Annotated in this window: 16 protein-coding genes; 9 read left to right on the forward strand and 7 right to left on the reverse strand. The window is 67.9% G+C overall.

From position 1 onward, the window contains the following. Window positions 1-2: 2 nt before the first annotated feature. Window positions 3-2,075 (reverse strand): tetratricopeptide repeat protein, encoded by a 2,073-nt coding sequence (locus tag VV02_RS24310; RefSeq protein ID WP_052595878.1) that lies wholly within the window; start codon window positions 2,073-2,075, stop codon window positions 3-5. Window positions 2,076-2,084: 9 nt separating this feature from the next. Continuing rightward, window positions 2,085-3,338, reverse strand: a complete 1,254-nt coding sequence (locus VV02_RS24315) for a hypothetical protein (RefSeq protein ID WP_052595880.1) — start codon at window positions 3,336-3,338, stop codon at window positions 2,085-2,087. Between the two features lie 697 nt (window positions 3,339-4,035). Between VV02_RS24315 and lanM the strand changes: the two genes are divergently transcribed. From lanM to VV02_RS24330, 3 genes are read left to right on the forward strand one after another with little or no spacing between them, the layout of a single operon-like run. Beyond that, window positions 4,036-6,855 (forward strand): type 2 lanthipeptide synthetase LanM, encoded by a 2,820-nt coding sequence (lanM, locus tag VV02_RS24320; RefSeq protein WP_052595882.1) that lies wholly within the window; start codon window positions 4,036-4,038, stop codon window positions 6,853-6,855. Between the two features lie 26 nt (window positions 6,856-6,881). Beyond that, complete coding sequence (locus VV02_RS24325; protein ID WP_052595884.1) at window positions 6,882-7,073, forward strand: hypothetical protein; 192 nt, start codon at window positions 6,882-6,884, stop codon at window positions 7,071-7,073. 3 nt (window positions 7,074-7,076) lie between these two features. Then, window positions 7,077-10,013, forward strand: coding sequence for a helix-turn-helix transcriptional regulator (locus VV02_RS24330; protein ID WP_083450406.1), 2,937 nt, complete (start codon window positions 7,077-7,079; stop codon window positions 10,011-10,013). On the opposite strand, the gene tadA is transcribed toward VV02_RS24330, so the two are convergent. Beyond that, entirely contained in the window at window positions 10,014-10,493 is a 480-nt protein-coding gene (gene tadA, locus VV02_RS24335) for a tRNA adenosine(34) deaminase TadA (RefSeq protein ID WP_281177325.1), read from the reverse strand. It lies immediately after the preceding gene. Between the two features lie 16 nt (window positions 10,494-10,509). On the opposite strand from tadA, the gene upp reads away from it, so the two are divergent. Beyond that, a complete protein-coding gene (upp, locus tag VV02_RS24340; protein ID WP_052595888.1) occupies window positions 10,510-11,151 on the forward strand; it encodes a uracil phosphoribosyltransferase in 642 nt (213 codons plus the stop codon). A gap of 110 nt (window positions 11,152-11,261) precedes the next feature. Here the strand turns inward: upp and VV02_RS24345 are convergent, their stop codons facing one another. The 4 genes from VV02_RS24345 to VV02_RS24360 form a co-directional block, all read right to left on the reverse strand. After that, on the reverse strand, window positions 11,262-12,509 hold the full coding sequence (locus tag VV02_RS24345) for an MFS transporter (RefSeq protein WP_052595890.1): 1,248 nt from the start codon (window positions 12,507-12,509) through the stop codon (window positions 11,262-11,264). Next, entirely contained in the window at window positions 12,506-13,063 is a 558-nt protein-coding gene (locus VV02_RS24350) for an ArsR/SmtB family transcription factor (RefSeq protein WP_052595893.1), read from the reverse strand. Before VV02_RS24350 ends, VV02_RS24345 begins: the two co-directional genes overlap by 4 nt. A gap of 80 nt (window positions 13,064-13,143) precedes the next feature. Next, window positions 13,144-13,713, reverse strand: coding sequence for a hypothetical protein (locus VV02_RS24355; protein ID WP_052595895.1), 570 nt, complete (start codon window positions 13,711-13,713; stop codon window positions 13,144-13,146). 112 nt (window positions 13,714-13,825) lie between these two features. After that, window positions 13,826-14,794, reverse strand: a complete 969-nt coding sequence (locus tag VV02_RS24360; RefSeq protein ID WP_052595897.1) for a small ribosomal subunit Rsm22 family protein — start codon at window positions 14,792-14,794, stop codon at window positions 13,826-13,828. A gap of 109 nt (window positions 14,795-14,903) precedes the next feature. Here VV02_RS24360 and VV02_RS26755 point away from each other — a divergent pair, with 109 nt between their 5' ends. The 5 genes from VV02_RS26755 (at window position 14,904) to def (ending at window position 17,437) form a co-directional block, all read left to right on the forward strand. Further along, on the forward strand, window positions 14,904-15,071 hold the full coding sequence (locus tag VV02_RS26755) for a hypothetical protein (protein ID WP_169787750.1): 168 nt from the start codon (window positions 14,904-14,906) through the stop codon (window positions 15,069-15,071). A gap of 5 nt (window positions 15,072-15,076) precedes the next feature. Then, window positions 15,077-16,045, forward strand: a complete 969-nt coding sequence (locus VV02_RS24365) for a PH domain-containing protein (protein ID WP_052595899.1) — start codon at window positions 15,077-15,079, stop codon at window positions 16,043-16,045. Window positions 16,046-16,212: 167 nt separating this feature from the next. Next, complete coding sequence (locus VV02_RS24370; RefSeq protein WP_157063548.1) at window positions 16,213-16,614, forward strand: hypothetical protein; 402 nt, start codon at window positions 16,213-16,215, stop codon at window positions 16,612-16,614. Window positions 16,615-16,638: 24 nt separating this feature from the next. Then, complete coding sequence (locus VV02_RS24375; RefSeq protein ID WP_052595902.1) at window positions 16,639-16,842, forward strand: amino acid permease C-terminal domain-containing protein; 204 nt, start codon at window positions 16,639-16,641, stop codon at window positions 16,840-16,842. A gap of 19 nt (window positions 16,843-16,861) precedes the next feature. Beyond that, on the forward strand, window positions 16,862-17,437 hold the full coding sequence (gene def / locus VV02_RS24380; protein ID WP_052595904.1) for a peptide deformylase: 576 nt from the start codon (window positions 16,862-16,864) through the stop codon (window positions 17,435-17,437). The last annotated feature ends 25 nt before the right edge of the window (window positions 17,438-17,462 follow it).

Here is a 17,462-nt window from a genome sequence, read left to right on the forward strand (position 1 = left end):
GGCTAGGCCACGGCGTGCAGCAGCTGCTGCCGCTCGGCGAGAACCTCGGGATCATCCGGGGCCAGCTCCAGGGCCCGGTCGAGATCGGCCATCGCCTCGTCGCGTCGGCCCATGGCCTTGAGCACCACAGCACGGTTGAACAGCAGCTCCGCCGACTCGCCCAGCGCGACCGCCTCGTGCATGTCGGCGACCGAATGTTCGAAGTCACCGGCGCCATACGCGAGGACCGCACGTCCCGCCCACGCCGCCTGGAGCTGCGGGTCGGCCTCGATCACCGCGTCGTACGCCGTACGCGCCGCTGCCACATCGCCGCGCGCCGCTGCGACCTGGGCGACGACGCACTGGAGGAGCACGTTGTCGGGGTCGACCGCCAGACCCGCCCGGGCGTCGCGCTCCGCCCCGTCGAGGTCGTCGGCGGCCACCCGCAGGCCTGCTCGGTTGACCAGCGCGTCGACGTACTCCGGCTGCAGCTCCAGCACGTAGTCCAGGTCGGCCATCCCGGTCTCCATGTTGCCGAGCTCGAGGTTCAGGTCGGCGCGGTTGTAGAAGACCTCGGGGAACGGCGGTGACAGCTCGATGGCCCGGTCGTAGTCGGCGAGCGCCTCGTCGTACCGCCCCATCCGTCGCAGCAGGTTGCCCCGGTCGAAGTGGTACTCGGGGTAGTTCGGATCGATCTCCATGACCGCGGTGTAGTCGGCCAGAGCGTCGTCCAGGCGTCGGAGGGCGAGATAGACCTGCCCGCGGTTGTAGCGCAGGACGGACCGGTGCAACGTGTGCTCGTCCGGTTCGAGCTCACGGTCCAGCCGGGCCATCCCCTCGTCCACCAGCCTGAGGGCCTCGGCATGGTTGCCCATGTGCGCCTCGATCAGGGCCAGGCCGTTGCGCTGGAAGACTCCCTCGAAGGCGCGCTGCTTGGGGTCCGTCTTCAGATCTGCAAAGGCGATCGCCTGGTAGATCCACCCCTTGGCCAGCTCGTCGTCGACCTTCGTCGGCTCGTGATGCCTGGTGTAGAGCATCGCCGTCGCATAGGCAGCCTGCAGGTGGATCTCGGGCGCAATGGTGAACGCGCGAGCCTCGCGGTAGAGCGCCTCAGCCTCCTCGGCGCGAGAGAGGGCGGCGAGCGATGTCGTCATCTTGGTGGTGAAGGCCCACCAGTGCTCGCCCTGCTCACGCCAGTCGATGACGGCCCGACCGCGCTTGCCGAAATCGACTGTCGCTTCATAGAACCCGGTGTTGATGCAGTAGTCCAGCGCCTCGCGCAGCGCATCCGCACCGACACCAGCAGGGTCCGACCCATGCTCCGCATGGAACGGGATGGCGCCGAGCCGCCACGAGAACTCCGTCGACTCGCGCAGCTGCTCCAAGCGTCGATCGTGCAGTGCGGCGCGAGCGCGGTCGTCGATCGCGTCGTACGCCGACCTCAGCAGAGGATCATCGCTGGTGCAGTCACCTGCGAGGTACGCCTCTGCCAGGTCTCCCTGGCCGCCCGTCCACGTGGGGTCTGCAGGTTCGTGGACCACGGCGTACCGTTCGAGCGCCTGCGCCAGATCGTCCGGCAGCTCGCTGTCGTCGGTACAGATCACCAGCTGCATCTCGGCAGGGTCCAGCCGTCGAAGCATCACCGAGATCGCTTCGGTATCAGTCTGATCCGCATGATGCGCGTTCTCGACCACGAGATGCCGCGGACCGCCTCCCTCGCGTACCGAGTCACGGACCAGCTCAGTGAGACCGTGCGCGATGCGCAGCGTCCGGTAGCGCGAGTAGAACCGGGTGCGCTCCTGCGGCACCGCCAGAGAAGTCAGCGTCTCGCGGACCGCCTCGACACTCGCGCGCAGCTCGGGAGCAACCGTCAGCACTTCGATCTCGTGGTCTCGTACCAACGTTGGGACCGCGCCAGGCTCGACGCTGAACAGGTCGCGGCACAGACTCCCCATCGCTGTGTACGGCCCCCGGAGCCGCCGATGGGCGTCGACGGTGTGCGACGAGACCAGCGACGTACCAACGAGATCCGCGTTCTCAACGCCGTTCTCGCGGGCCGCTCGTAGAGACGCGCGAATCCACAGATGTGTACGCATGATGGCTCCTTAGTCGAGAACGAGGGTGGACTCGGGCGTCCGAACGCGCTCACGCCGCTCGCGACGAGCGAGCCAGAACGCGGCCACGAACTGCCCGATGTTGAGCACCGAGAAGGCAATTCCGTCGGCAAGGCGTAGGGCGCTCGTACCGGGCTGGAAGATGTCGCCAACCATCGTGGCGAGGTGCCACATCGCCGGGATCACGAAGATCGCCAGCGTGATGATCGAGAAGGTGTAGCCGGCGACCAGCAGCCAGGAGTACCAACGCCCTACGGCCCGGTCCTTGGCGTGGAACGTCGACTCGTCGTACAGCCTGTCCTTGCGGCCCAGCAGTCGCCACCAGCGGTTGGCGAGGATCTTGCGAGAGGTCTTCTGCAGGTCGTTGCAGCCCAGGACCGTCACGAAGACGTAGTACAGATCGGTCTGAAGGTAGAAGTAGAACTGCCACATCGCCCGCATCAGAGTGCCGAAGGCCAACGCCAGGAACACCTGGGCGATGAACGGGGCATCGGAGTAGGGCGCGCCCATGGCCACCGCCGCGAAGGTCAGACTGCAGATGACCAGCACGTCCGTGAGCAACCCGGCGATCATCGGCAGGTAACGCTTGCCTCGCGGCACGGAGACCAGACCATCCATCCGTGTCTCGAAGACGATGAAATAGAACCGACGCCCTACTGCGAGAGACGTGTTCAGCCCCAACCGGCGTCCCGCTAGGGCGTGAGCCGACTCGTGCAGCAGGACCAGGGGGATCTGGCCGACGAAGATCACGAGCTCGATGACGACGAGGTACTTGCTGACGAAGATGTGTTCGAATCTCGGTGCAGCCAAGGGGGTGTCGATCATCGCGAGCACCCCGAGCGCGAGTATCGCGACATAGAACACGAGGCCGATCGGCGAGAAGATCGCCTGACCGAGGCGCTGCCATCGGACGGGCTTGAGCTCGACCGGCGCTCCTTCACCCGCGGGAGCGATCAGCTCGAGCTCCTGCATGGCTTCGAGGAATTCGCCGATGTTAACCGTCTCGCCGTAGGTCGCGGCGTACCAGTCGGCGGCCTCTCGGGGAGTCTTACCTGACCCGAGCTGGCGCAGGACCTGGGCGCCGTCGGCGGGGAGTACGCAGTAGGAGTCGATGTCCACTCGTCCGACGGTGACCTCGTCCCCCTCTTCGAGATAGGTCAGCGGGTAGAGCGCCACCGGCAGGTCGAGATCCAGAGCGGCGGCATCCGAGGGCGCATCGCTGACGACGACGCTGGAGTCAGTCATGACAGGTCTCCCGATTGGCAATGGTGGCAAGGGTTTTGGGTGTCCCGGGCCCGCTGACAGGACGGGCCCGGGACGGGTCTAGCTCAGGGGCACTGGATGACAGCCAGACAGGTGGGCTGACCACAGCCACCGGAATACAGCGGGGACATGGCGCCACTCAGACGGACAGCGCCGGTACGACGTACCGAGATCGACTTCATGATGTGCTCCTCTGTGTGAAGGTTTGGTTGGGTTTGCTCAAAGGGCCTGGGTCGGCAGGTTCGGAGTCAGTCCTCCGCCACCACCGCAACCGCCGGCGTACAGCGGTGACATGGCACCGGTCAGTCGGACAGCACCTGAACGGCGAACAGCAATGGTCTTCATGGGATCCCTTTCAGAAGGAGACGGTCGGCGCAGTCGTCGACCGAGGTGAGTCAGAGCGAGCGTCAGACCGGGCGGGTACCCCCACAGCCAGCGGAGTACAGCGGCGACATCGCACCTGTGAGGCGCACTGCGCCGGGCTTGCGGATCGCAATCGTCTTCATCGAGTTCACCCCCTCGCGACCTCGGTGACGGCCCGTGGGACGACGGCCGCCGTATGCCCATCAGTGAAGGTCTCGCCCCGCTGTCGAGGCATGGGAGCGCGGCACCCAGGTTTCCTGCGGGACCCCCACCATTTGTCAGAAGTACCCGTAGGCGCGGTGCCATAGTTCGGCGTGTGCGCACGTCTGCAGAGCGCGACTACACGCGGCCGTGGTGGTTCCCCGGCCTCCTCGAACGTGAGGTCCGCGGGACCGACGACGTGCCGGGCTGGGCCTCGTTCATCGATCGGACGCTGGGTGCGACTGGCCGCCGAGTCGACAGCCGCACCTGGCAGGCACAGCTGCAGGTCTCGCTCAGGCCGCTGGCAGAGGAGGCCGCGCGCGACATCGACCAGCCGGTGGTCGCGGCCGCGTGCGTGGACCACCTCGACGAGCGCCTCCTGCAGCTGGCCGTGCGCACGTTGGTCACCGAGATGCACCGCCTCCGTGAGGACGGCCAGCTCGCGGGCGACTCCCCGACCGCGCGGTTCGCCGATTTCGCCAATCAGCTCGCAAACGGTGGTCTGCGTCGAACGATCCACCAGTACCCGTTGCTGGGTCGCACCCTCGCGACGACGTGTGCAGCAAAGGCGCGTGCCTACCAAGAGTTCTGCGATCGCCTGCAGACCGACCTACCCCACATCACTGCTCGCCTGTTCGGCGGTGTGGAACCCGGGCCTCTGACGGACCTGCGTGCCGCCGGCGACGACCACGGGGGTGGGCGCAGCGTCCTGATCGCGCGGTTCGGCTCTGGGCGTGCCGTCGTCTACAAGCCCCGCCCGCTGCAGATCCTCGACCACTTCAACGAGATCGTGGCCTGGCTGAACGGGCACACCGATCTGGCCCTTCGATCTCCCCAGGTCGTCCTCGGCGACGGGTACGGCTGGTGCGAGTTCGTCGACGCGGCGCCCTGCTCCAGCGCCCAGGAGGTCGCCACGTTCTACCGCCGGCTGGGCGGCCTGCTGGCGATCTTGTACGTCCTCGACGGGACGGACATCCACTTCGAGAACCTGATAGCTGCGGGCGCCCACCCGTGCGCGGTCGACGTCGAGACGCTGTTCCACCCCACGCCGGCCGGACAGCACGGCCGATGGACCGACCCAGCGGTCCGAGCCCTCGCGCTGTCCGTACGACGCACAGCGCTCCTCCCTCAGCTGATCGCCGGTGAATCTGGCGTCTGGGACGTCTCCGGAATGGGTGGGGACGACGAGGTCCAGGCGCCGTACGACGGCCGGGCCTGGGCGTCCGCCGGCACCGACCTCATGCACCTGGTGCCTGCGCCGGTCATCGCGCCTACGGCCAGCAACCGCCCGTCCCTCGACGGTGAGTTCGTGGAGCCACGCGACCAGGAGCCCGCCCTGCGCGAAGGTTTCGTGACGGCGTACGACGCCGTCAGGCAACACCGCGAGGAGCTGCTGGCTCTGATCGGGTCCTGCCGAGAGGACTCGTGCCGCTACGTCGTGCGCATGACGGCTGCCTACACCAGGCTGCTCGAGGACATCCTCCATCCGGGCCTGCTGCGGCGGGCCACGGATCGCGACCGCTTCCTGGTCGAGGCACTCGAGAACACCCACGACGTGGGAGGTGCGTTGGCCGATGCGGAGCGGGCAGACCTGTGGCGCGGCGACATTCCGATGTTCGTGACGCGGCCGGGGTCACGGGATCTCGAGGACGCCGTCGGCGGACGGCACACCGGGTTGCTGGCGGAGAGCGCCGAGGACGCGGTCCGTCGCAAGGTCGCCGGGCTCGGATCGGAGGATCTGGCCGAGCAGCTGTGGATCATCTCGGCGAGCCTGGCCAGCCGGCCCCAGCCGATCCTTCATCGAGCACAACCAAGCATCCCGTTCGGTGACCCTGCCGCCGCCCCCGACCCCGAGCGAGCGCTCCGCCTGGCCAGCCGGATCGGGGAGGACCTGATGCGGCGCGCGCACCGCGACACCACCCGGGCGAACTGGCTCGGGCTGGAGCTGATCGACGAGGTGCACTGGTCGATACGAGCGATGGGCGCTGGCCTCACGTACGGCTATGTCGGGGTCTCGCTGTTCCTCGCCGAGCTCGGTAGCCGGCTTGACCGGCAGGACTTCCTGGACACCGCCGCCGCGGCGATGACTCCGATCGACCGAGTACTCGGCGCCATCGCCCGCGACAGGGCGACGCTGCAGACCGTGGGATGTGGTCTGCACGGGCTCGGGGGTATCGCGTATGGCCTGGCTCGCCTGTCGACCCTGCTCGACGACTCAGACCTTCGGCGCAGTGCTCTGAACGCAGTCCAGCTGATCGAGCCGTCCATCACCGATACGAAGCAGCTGCTCGCTGATGGTGCGGCCGGAGGACTGGCCGCTGTGCTGGCCGTAGGCGATGCGGGCCTGCCCGTGGACCCACAGCTCGTGGCCGCGCTGGTCGACACCGCTCGCAACCCTCCCGCGCACCGGGTCCCGGCCGGCTTCCTGTCCGGTCAGGACGGCATCGACTGGGCCCTCGCTCGGGCCGGGATGCCGTCCACTGATCGGCTCACCGCGACTGCCGACGGCGTCGAGCGCGCACCCAGCGACGACACGGGCTGGTGCGAAGGATTCGGAGGAATCACCATCGCAGACCTGGCGTATGGCGGACCGTCAACGACCGACCGATACATGAACCTGATGGAGACCTGCGCGCTGCAGCCGGACGTGAGCCTGTGCCACGGCGAGCTCGGTGCGATAGACCTCCTCATCACTCTTTCGGAGGGCGATGATGGGCGCGCTACTGCCGCTTTGGAACGCCGGTCCGACGCAATCTTGCGGCGGTTGGAGAATGACGAAACGACGGTGTTCGGCACTCCGACCGGGGTAGACTCCCAGAGTCTGCTATCAGGTCAGGCCGGGGTGGGATATGGGTTGCTACGACTCGCTTTTCAGGGGCATTGTCCGTCTCTTATGAGCCTTGAGTCGAGCCCACATTCAACGACCGACCGGTAGCGCATTCGCCTCACGAAGGAGCAGTCATGGATTCACGGTCGACCCAGCCCGTACCAGACCCGGTCGGCGGCCTGCCCAGCCCGCGCGCACTGTCTTCTTCCACGATCGGGGCGCGAGCACGGGCTCTCGCCGACCAGCCCATCGAGTTCGGCTACACCACGTCTGATGGCGGCATCTTCACGATCTCACCGGGCGGCCCCTTCACGGACCCGACGTAGGCATTGAGCCCAGTCGATAGAGCGGGCCGTCCGCAGGCACGGCCCGCTCTCATCGGTCGAGCCGCACAGACCGCCGACCTCTCGGAAGCCCTGTCGAGCGCGATCGCGGGTCGCGGGGCAGCTCGGTTCATATCGGGCGAGGCGGGCGTCGGGAAAACACGGCTCGCCGAGGCTGTCCTTGACGAGGCTGAGAGTCGTGGAATGCGGTGCCTGCGCGGCCGGGCGGCGACGTCGGGTCCCACCGCTCCCTTTCGACCCTTTTGCGAGGCCGTGTGGTCCTGGTCGCGGGTGGAGCCAATTCCCCCCCGAGAAACATTCGGCCCGTTCGGCCCATTGCTGGGAAGAATCATTCCTGAATGGGCCGACAATGTGTCCGCAGAATCCAGCCCGACGCTCTTTCTCGCCGAAGGAGTCCTCCGCCTCCTTCAGTACATCGCCGGAGAGCACGGTGCGCTGCTCTTCCTCGACGACCTGCACGAGAGCGACTCCGAGTCGCTCGACCTGCTCGAGTACCTCATCGACCACATCGAGGCCGTTCCCGTCGTCGTGATCGGCGCCTTTCGCTCAGGGGCGACCAGCATGGGCGCGCTGCTGCAGCGCGCCTCGCGGTCGTCCGTGCAGACCCTGGAGCTCGACAGGCTCTCCAAGGCCGAGACCGTCCAGCTCGTCCACGCGTCGCTCGACCCTGGCCAGGTGGTGCCACGCGAGGGGTTGGAGCAGCTGTGGCACGACAGCGCCGGCGTCCCGTTCGTCATCGAGCAGCTGCTGCACGACGGGCTCCGACGCGGCTGGTCGACCCCACGGACGGGTTCCGCACACTCGTCCGCGCCTGTGGCGAGGCCGGCGGCGATGACCGGCGCGGTTCTGGAACGCATCGAGCAGCTCGGGGCCGAGGGATCCCGAATGGTCCGGTCCGCTGCGATCCTCGGTGACCGCTTCCCGGCCGCGCTGATCCTTCAGATCTGCGAACTCAGCGGAGACCACGGACGCGAGCTGCTGGCGGCAGCTCAGTCGGCCCAGATCATCGCGGTCGAGGACGGAGCCGGTGACCCCTGGTACACCTTCGGCCACCCTCTGATCGGAGACGTGCTCCGCGGCAGTCTCACAGGCACCGAGCGTGACCTCCTCACCCGACGGGCCGTGGCTGCCATCGAGTCGACAGCATCATCGGACGACTACTTGAGCGTCGTGCTGGCTCGCATGCGGCGATCCATCGGTGACCTCGTCGGTGCGAGTGAGCTGTTCGCGGAGGCCGGCCGGCGGGCGCTCGCCCTCGGCGCACCGTCATCCGCAGCGAGCCTTCTCGAAGAAGCCCACGAACTCGTCCTGAGCGCGCCAGCAGGGACGCCGGGTCTCGTGGACGTCCGTGCTGACCTGCTGACGGTCCTGCCCGAGATCGGTCGCTTCGACCTGGGCCTCGAGCTGGCCGCCGAGCTCCACCAGCACGACGTCGACCGTCCCGTCCCCGATCATGTCGACCTGCATGCGCGCGCCGCTCGGCTCGCGCATGCCGCGGGACAGCTCGACACTGCCTGGCAGCACGTACGCGCCGCGCGAGCGCTTCTTCATGACACGTCGTCGGCAGAGGTCTCGGCTCCCGTCGATGTCGTCGAGGCCCGTCTGGTCCTGACCGGAACCCACACCGCTCGCCTCGAGGTCGCTGCTGCCCTGGCGCAGCGTGCGGCCTCCGTCGCTGACCAGCTCCCCAACGCGATTGTGGCGTGCGAGGCGTGGCAGCTCCTCGGTGTCATCGCGCGAGTGCACGACCTGGACCAGTCCCGCGCCCACCTGCGGCGAGCATCCGCCCTGGCGCAAGAGCGTCGGCTGCCCATGGTGCGCGCCTACTCCGAGGTGGTCCTGGCTGGAACTGACTGCCTCGACCTGGGCTCGACCCACGCGCTGGAGCGAGCGCACCGCGAGGCGCAGAGCGTCGGTGCGGTCTACGCCTCCTACGAAGCACAATCGCTCCTCGCCATGCAGGCCGCGCTGCATGGTCGCCACGTCGAGGCTGAAGAGATGGCGGCCTCTGTGGTCGAGACCGCCATCAGACTCCACATCGACGGTGCCGCGACCTACGGGATGCTGGCCCACGCCGTGTCCTTCGCCCATCGCGGTCAGCGATCGCAGATGGAGGAGGTCTTGCTGCGCCTGTCTCGTTGGCCGGTCCGATCCTCGTACGAGCTGCCGTTGAGCTCGGGCCTGGCGCGCGCGTTCTGCTCGCTCCTGGAGGAGAAGCCGGAGGAAGCGCGAGAGGAGCTCCGGCGCGCCACCTCGGACGACTCGATGAGCCTCGCGGCCGCGTCCGGCAGCGGGCGCGATGGCCTGGCGCTTCTGCTCGAGGTGTTGAACGAGAGAGCAGGTTGGCCGGAGTTTCATTGGGCCGCCGCGCGGCAGTCCGGGCAGGTGCGCTGGACCGCTCAGTTCTTCCACTTCGCTCATGCCGTTCTGCTGGGCCGAGACGGCGACACGGACGAAGCCGAGCAAGCGGCCGCCCGGGCCGAGGTCGCCGCTGAGATCTACCCCGTCGCACGCCACCTCGCGTGGCGGCTTGTCGCTACCGATGCGCACCGCCATGGGTGGGCTGATCCCGTCGGGCCCGTCCGGGCAGCGGAGGCGTACTTCCATTCTCTGGGGCTCATCACCATCGCGAGCGCCTGTCGCCGGCTGCTGCGAGACCTGGGCGCACCGGTGCCGCAGCATAGGGAGGGCTATGAGCGAGTGCCCGAGTCATTGCGCCAGCTGGGTGTCACGGTGCGCGAGCACGAAGTCTGCGGTCTGCTGCTGCAGCGCTTGTCCAACCGCGAGATCTCCGAGCGGTTGCACATCTCACCGCGGACCGTCGAGAAGCACATCGGCAATCTGCTCACCAAGACGGCAACGACCAACCGCAGCTCCCTGATCGCGCGCGTCCTCGAGCTGGGGTCCGGCGGTCAGGACTGACTACCGGCGTTCCCGGAAGAAGTCGGTCAGCAACGCCGCGCACTCCTGCCCGCGGATGCCGCCGACGACCTCGATCCAGTGCGGCGCGCGCTGCTCGCGGGCCACATCCCAGACGCTGCCGCACGCACCGGCCTTGGCATCCCAAGCGCCGAGCACGATCCGCTCGATCCGCGCCTGTAGCGCTGCGCCCGCGCACATCGGACACGGTTCGAGCGTCACCACCAGCGTGCAGTCGTCCAGCCGCCAACCGCCGCGCGACTCGGCGGCATCGCGCAACGCCACGACCTCGGCGTGCGCCAACGGGTCGCCGTCAGCCGTACGCCGGTTGCGCCCCTGACCGATCACCTCACCCGCCGCGTCGACCACGACGGCACCCACGGGTACGTCTCCTGCCGCACCGGCCTCGCCGGCCAGCGCGAGAGCGGAAGCCATCCACGCGTCGTATGACGCATGCACGGCAGGTGGTCGCAGCTCACTCACAGCTAGAGTCTCGCGTATGCGCGTCATCGTCGCGGACCACCCGCTCATCGCCCACAAGCTGACGTACCTGCGCGCCAAGGACACGGACTCCCCCACGTTCAGGCGCCTGGCCGAAGAGCTGATGACGCTGCTCGCCTACGAGGCGACCCGTGAGGTGCGCACCGAGCCGTTCGACATCGTCACGCCGGTCGCCCCGACCACGGGCATCAAGCTCGCCAACCCCAAGCCGCTCATCGTGCCGATCCTGCGTGCTGGGCTCGGCATGCTCGAGGGGATGGTGCGGCTGCTGCCTTCGGCTGAGGTGGGTTTCCTCGGGATGGCACGCAACGAGGAGACGCTCGAAGCGGTGACCTACGCCAACCGGCTGCCCGACGACCTGTCCGGGCGTCAGTGCTACGTCATCGACCCGATGCTCGCGACCGGCGGCACGCTCGCGATGTCGATCCAGTACCTCATCGACCGTGGCGCCGATGACATCACTGCGGTCACCCTGCTGTCCGCGCCCGAGGGCATCGAGGCGCTCGACAAGGCGGTCGGTCACCTCGACGTCCCGGTCACGCTCGTCACTGGCGCGGTCGACGAGCGGCTCAACGAGCACGGCTACATCGTCCCCGGACTCGGCGACGCCGGCGACCGCCTCTACGGCGTCGCCCAGTAGCCCACCGCTGGTCGAGTAGGCGAGGAACGAGCCGTATCGAGACCAGAGCCCGTATCGAGACCAGGTGCCCGCGTGTACCGGGTCTCGATACGCCTCCGCTAGCGCTCCGGCTACTCGACCAGCGAGTCCTCTTTGGCTGCAATGGAACTCACGCGTCCGAGGTTGCGCACGCTCGGCACCAGCAAGGTGCCGAGCGCGATCACGAGGTAGGCCACACCGGTCACCGCCAGCACAGTGCGGGGGTCGGCCGCGGCGGCCAGCCAGCCGAAGACCGTGGCGCCGACCGGCATCGCGATGAACGAGCCGAGCATGTCGTAGGACCACACGCGAGACTGGGCGTGCTCCGGCACGTTCTCCATCATCGCGACGCTCCAACCCGTCCCGAACACCTCCATCCCCATGCCCGCGACCAAAGCGATCGGCACGAGTACAAGAGTCGCGGGCTGCACTCCCAGCACGAAGATCGGCGCTGCCATCAGGGCGACTCCGATCATCCCGGACCGCAATGGACGTCGCAGGTGCGTCCGCATCAGCACGAACGTGGTGAGCACGGCGCCGGCTGCCTGGGCGGAGACGACCAGGCTCCAACCCCGCACGCCCAGGTCCGGATTGGTCTTGGCGATGTAGGGACCGAGCACCCCCCACGCACCCATCTGCATCGCGTTGAGGGCGCCGAACGCCACGACGATCACCCACAACCAGGTCCGCGACGCGAACTCGTGCCACCCCTCTCGCAGGTCGGCCACCATCGAGCTCGTACGCCGGACCGCGGCCGGCAGAGCGATTCGGGCCAAGGCCACGATCGCGATGACATAGGTGGCCGAGTCGACTGCGAGCGCCCAGCCGGCACCCGGCCCGGCCACGACGATTCCCGCGATGACCGGACCCAGGAGCTGGGTGCCGTAGCGCGAGAAGGACATCAACGCATTGGCCTGCTGCAGGAGCCGCGGCTCGACGAGCTGTGACACCAGTCCTTGCATCGACGGCATGGTGAACGCCGAGACAGCACCGTTGATGCACTCGATGACCAGGATCATCGGGATGGTCGCCTGACCGCTGATGATCAGCCATGCGACAAAGCCCTGCGTGAGCGCGGTCAGCCCGTGTGACATCTGGATCACCAGCCGTCGCGGCATCCGGTCGGAGATGACTCCGCCGATCAGCAGGAACACGACAAGGGCGATAGTCCGACCTGTCATGACCATGGCCAGCGCGCTGGCCTTCTTGTCGACGTGCAGCACCGCGAAGGCCAGTGCGATGGGCGCCATCGACGTGCCGACCAGCGACGTAGACCGCGCGACGAAGAACCAGCGAAAGCGCTTGTCCTGCAAGGCTTCCCATGACGTGGTGATGTTCACCGAGAGCCCTCGCGACCGTCGTACATCTCGAACAGGAACGTCTGCATGTTGACCTTGATGGTGTCGCCGGTACGTGGCGGCTTGGCCTTCTGGTGGATCAGGGCACTTGCCTCATGGACCAGCTCGGTGACCTGCGCCCAGACGTCTGGCGTCACCCACAGCTCGGCGTCGGTGATGTTGCCTTTGCCGCCGGGCTTGCGGGCGGCTATGCGCCGACGCAGCTCTTGGCTGAAGGCCTCGATCTGCAGCCGCCAGCCCTCGGGGTCTGGGGTCGTACGCTTGCCGGCCCGTCGGGCGACCTGCTCGGCCTCGCTGGCGTAGGCGTACTTCTTGGCCACGCCGCCGCGGACCTTCTCCGTGCCGACCTCCTTCAGGTGGCCGGACTTGGCCAGCACCCGCACGTGATAGCTCGCGTTGGCCTGCGTGATGTCGAGCTCGCGGGCGATCTCGGCCGCGCTCATCTCGGCACCGGTCAGCAGCGACAGCATCTGCAGGCGTACCGGATGCGCCACGGCCCGCAACGCCGACGTCTGCTCGTCGTCTCCCAAAGACATGTTTGGCAGTCTGCCCGAGCAGCCCTCGACCGTCAAGCACTTCTTTGGATGTGGCTGGGCTCCGCGTTGGGCATCCGCCCTCAGGCCATCAAGAGCTGCAGTGCGATCAGCACGTCGACCACACCGCACCACTCGGCGTATGTCCGCGACACGACCGCATCCGCACGCAGGTGCACGGCGTCCCACGCGCCGTGCGCGAGCCAGCCGCCGGCCACGATCCAGAGCGCCAGGTCGGAGTCGACGTGCAGGGCAGCGAACGCTGCTCCGGCAAACAACGCGAGCCCAGCACCCTGGACCATCAGAACCCGACGGTCATGCGCATGCCCGCGCAGCAGCCCGACCGAGAGGGCCACGACTCCGAACGCGACCATCATGACCTCTGGCTGCGGAGCACCCACGACCTGCAGCACGATGTACGCCGCGATGAGGGTGATCTCGAAGGCCCACGTCGCCGGCCGCGCGCGAGCAGCCGCCACCACGACGTACGCGATCGGCAGCAGCACCAGCGGCCCGGCCAGATCGGAGGCCTCTCCGCCCCAGGTCAAGGCACACATGGCTACCGCCAGCCACGTCGGCCATCGCCGGACGATCCACGGGCGTGACGTCGTGGTCGTGATCTGCGCAGTGGCGGTGGCCGCGAGCTGGCTCATCCCTCGACGGTGGCGGACCCGCGCACCCGCGTCACGGGAGCCGACGGGTCTGGTCTGAATTCTTGGGATACCTGGCAACCCGCCCTGGCGTTCCCGTCGAGTCGGGGCGGGTTCAGTCGGCGGGCGGCCAGGCGTCGCCCCACTCGAGGTCACGCGCTGCCTTGTACGCCGGGCCCTGCCGCTTACTGACGATCTCGCGTCCCGCACTGCCGTCCGGGCGGCACAGCTGCAGCTCGACCAGCCCCTTGCGCTTCTGCGGATGCCGTACGACGCGCGCCGCCGGCTCTCCCCCGACGGCCGAGGGGACGGCGAGGATGTAGGAGAACTTCTCGTCCTCATGACTCAGCTCGCCGCCCTTGACCTTGCGGTGCAGCGCCGACCGGTTGACCCGCGCCGAGAAGTGGCACCAGTCGCGCTCGGCCAGCGGACAGGCGAGCGCGTGCGGACACGGGGCGAGCGGCGTCCATCCCAGGTCGAGCAACGCCGACCGCGCCGCGAGGATCCGACGGTGACCATCCGGCGTACCCGGCTCGATGACCAGCACCGCCCGCCGCGCTGAGGTCTGCGCTCGAGCCACGACGTCAGCCTGCTGCTGCGCCGTCAGCTCACTGAGGACGTACGACACCGTCACCAGGTCCGCCTCTGGCACGGGCTCGCCCAGCCGCCAACGCGTCCAGGTGATCGGCGGGAGATCGGCGCCGGACACCAGCCGACGCCCCAGATCGAGAGCCTCGGGCACCTGCTCCAGCACGGTCACGCGGTCCAGCGAGGGCCAGATCTGCGCCGCCGCCCAGGCCGTCGCGCCCGTCCCTCCGCCGAGGTCGGCCACCGTCGAGATGGACCCCAGGCCGGCGGCCACCGCCTGGGTCAGCGCGTGCTGCACGGCGGCGTACGTCGCGGGCATCCGGTAGGTCGCGTACGCCAGCACGTCGGCCGGTCGAGCGAGGATCGGATCCCGCGCCGGCGCCACGGCGCGGTAGCGGCCGATGAGTCGCTCGACGGCGGCCGCGAGCGCTACCGTGGAGGTGCCCGATGCCTCTCGTTCGAGGGCTTCGCGCAACGTCATCGACAGGTCGGTCATAGCAGGCCAGATCGTACGACGCGGCGCGCGACCCTGTGTCACACCAGTCACACGAGTCACAAGTGTGGCAGGATCAGAATCGACTCACGCCGTCCCGCTGGAGGATCCGATGACGAAGATCAAGCAGTTGGTGCCGTGGGTGGTGCTTGCCTTCTTGGTCTACGCCGTTGTGACCTCGCCCGACAAGTCGGCTGACATGGTCCGCAACATCTGGGACATCATCACGGACGGCGTCCGCAACGTCGGCCAGTTCTTCGACAACATCCTGAACGGGTAGCCCCCATGGACGGGGTCAAGGTCAACGATCGCGTCAAGAACCGGCTTGACCCGTTCCGTCTCCCGCAGGAGAAGGTCGTTGTCGCCATGCAGGAGCACTGGGCGGCGCGCGCCGAACCGATCGCCACCGCCATTCTCGGATTCTTCCTGGTCATCGCGATCGGCAGTATCGCGCCGGCCCGCATGGGCATCCTCACCAACGCTGCATGGTGGCTGTGGTTCATCCTCGTGGTGCGCGTGGCATGGGTCCTGATCAACTGGCAGTTCAGCTACTTCGTCGCTACGGACAAGAGACTGCTGCTGCTCTACGGGATCATCACCCGCAAGGTCGCGATGATGCCGATGATTCGTGTCACGGACATGGGCTACACGCGTTCTCCGATTGGCCGCCTGCTCGGCTACGGCACGTTCGTCCTGGAGAGCGCCGGCCAGGACCAGGCACTCTCGCGGATCTCCTGGGTCCGCGACCCCGACTACACCTACCGGCTGATCTGCGGCCAGATCTTCGGCACCGGCGACGACGACAACGCCACCAGCCCGGAGACGAAGAAGCCCGAGAGCCCCAGCGACGGCGACGGATCCGACAAGGGCCCCAAGAAAGGCCCCGACGGACCCCGCAAGGGCCCCAGCGGCGGACCGGGAAAGGGTCCGAGAAAGGGCCCCAGCAAAGGTCCGGACGGCGGGCCGAGCAAGCCCAAGCGTCCCCGCGAGCCGGCGCCGCCCGTGCCCGAGTCGACCGATGTCCCGCTGCACCGGCTGGGCAGCTACCTCGAGCCGACCCCGACCGAACGCCCCACCGGCGCGAAGTGGCACAAGCGCCACGAACGGCACGAGTCGCTGATGTCCTCCCGTGTCGTACGCCGGGCGCGCACCACCCGCCAGGACCTCAAGGATGCGCAGAACGACCCGGGCTGGGCCGTCAGCCGGGAGGACGTCTCGCCGCACCACCCGGTGGATGCCAGCGGCGGCGACTGACTACCCTTTCTCGTTCATCTGCCGCGAACATCGGGTCAATTTCTCGCAGGCTGAGCGCGGCTGAAGGACGATCGACGACCAGTTAGCGAGTCGTTAGCGCTCCCGAATACGGTCGCCCCGACCCGCCGACGAGAGCCGTCGACAGGACGAGACCCGAAGGACGACCATTGAAAACCCAAGCCATAGGACTCACCGCGGCCGCCTCCGTTGCCGCGTTCATGTTCGCCGCCTCGCCTGCGAGCGCGCAGAGCGGTCCCCGCTACGTATACGACGGATCGCTCAGCGCCACGAAGCACGTCGCCAAAGGGGTCTTCCACCCCGACAATGCCGACGGCTCCGAGAGCTTCACGGTCTACGACACCTGGGCCGACAGCCGGTCAGCCGGGGTGAAGTTCAAGGTTGAGGGCGGCCAGTGGCGCGACTGCCGCAACACAGGGGGCAACGGAACCCATAAGACCTGCACCTACAGGTACGCCGAGAACCAGAAGCTGGAGTGGTTCGCCTACGTCATCGACCAGGACGGCCCGCAGCCGTACGTCGAGAGCGTCCGGGCCAACGACTGGACCTGATCGAGGTCGGAGGAGCGCATTGCAGTGGCCGGGTCGATCACCCGGCCACTGCTGCTGCCGGGGGCTCGACCGGCGGCGTACGGCGTGATGATGCTCAACCTCTCGATCGAGACCTGGTTGAGGTTCTTGGTCTGGATGGCGGTCGGGTTCCTGATCTACTTCACTTACAGTCGTTCGCACAGCAAGCTCGGCCACGTCACGTCAGACTCCGAGCCCGACTACTTCTGACCCGGAGGTCCAGCGCCGCATGGCCGTTCGTCCCATCACCATCATCGGCCACAAGGCGCTGCACCAGCCGACCAAGAAGGTCCGCGAGGTCACTGACGACATCCGCACCCTTGTTGCCGACATGTTCGACACCAACGAGGCGGCCAACGGTGCCGGTCTCGCGGCCAACCAGGTCGGTGCCCGGTGGCGCATCTTCGTGTACGACTGCGAGGACGGCGCCGAGGTCCGTCAGCGCGGCTACATCATCAACCCGGTGCTGGAGAAGGGCCTAGTCCGCACGGCCGACCTCGACCCGGATGACGGGTCCGAGGGCTGCCTGTCGATCCCGGGCGAGCACTTCCCCACGGCTCGCGCCGACTGGGCACGCGTCACCGGCACCGACCTCGACGGCAACGAGGTCGTCGTCGAGGCCGAGGGCGGCACGCTGGCTCGCTGCCTGCAGCACGAGACCGACCACCTCGACGGCAAGCTCTACGTCGAGCGGCTGACGCCGACCTACCGCGCCAAGTCGCGCGAGGCGATCAAGCAGCGCGGCTGGGAGGCCGCCCGCATCACCAAGTGGGACCCCTCCACCCAAGAAGCCGAAGACGTCTGACCCTCCCCAACCGCCGGTCGAGTAG

This window comes from Luteipulveratus mongoliensis, assembly GCF_001190945.1.
Lineage (GTDB): Bacteria > Actinomycetota > Actinomycetes > Actinomycetales > Dermatophilaceae > Luteipulveratus > Luteipulveratus mongoliensis.

Excerpts from the sequence above, each read along its gene's own strand:
- VV02_RS24310 (WP_052595878.1), bottom strand. The coding sequence starts at position 2,075 with ATGCGTACACATCTGTGGATTCGCGCGTCTCTACGAGCGGCCCGCGAG.
- VV02_RS24315 (WP_052595880.1), bottom strand. The coding sequence starts at position 3,338 with ATGACTGACTCCAGCGTCGTCGTCAGCGATGCGCCCTCGGATGCCGCC.
- VV02_RS24325 (WP_052595884.1), top strand. The coding sequence starts at position 6,882 with ATGGATTCACGGTCGACCCAGCCCGTACCAGACCCGGTCGGCGGCCTG.
- upp (WP_052595888.1), top strand. The coding sequence starts at position 10,510 with ATGCGCGTCATCGTCGCGGACCACCCGCTCATCGCCCACAAGCTGACG.
- VV02_RS24350 (WP_052595893.1), bottom strand. The coding sequence starts at position 13,063 with ATGTCTTTGGGAGACGACGAGCAGACGTCGGCGTTGCGGGCCGTGGCG.
- VV02_RS24355 (WP_052595895.1), bottom strand. The coding sequence starts at position 13,713 with ATGAGCCAGCTCGCGGCCACCGCCACTGCGCAGATCACGACCACGACG.
- VV02_RS24360 (WP_052595897.1), bottom strand. The coding sequence starts at position 14,794 with ATGACCGACCTGTCGATGACGTTGCGCGAAGCCCTCGAACGAGAGGCA.
- VV02_RS26755 (WP_169787750.1), top strand. The coding sequence starts at position 14,904 with ATGACGAAGATCAAGCAGTTGGTGCCGTGGGTGGTGCTTGCCTTCTTG.
- VV02_RS24365 (WP_052595899.1), top strand. The coding sequence starts at position 15,077 with ATGGACGGGGTCAAGGTCAACGATCGCGTCAAGAACCGGCTTGACCCG.
- def (WP_052595904.1), top strand. The coding sequence starts at position 16,862 with ATGGCCGTTCGTCCCATCACCATCATCGGCCACAAGGCGCTGCACCAG.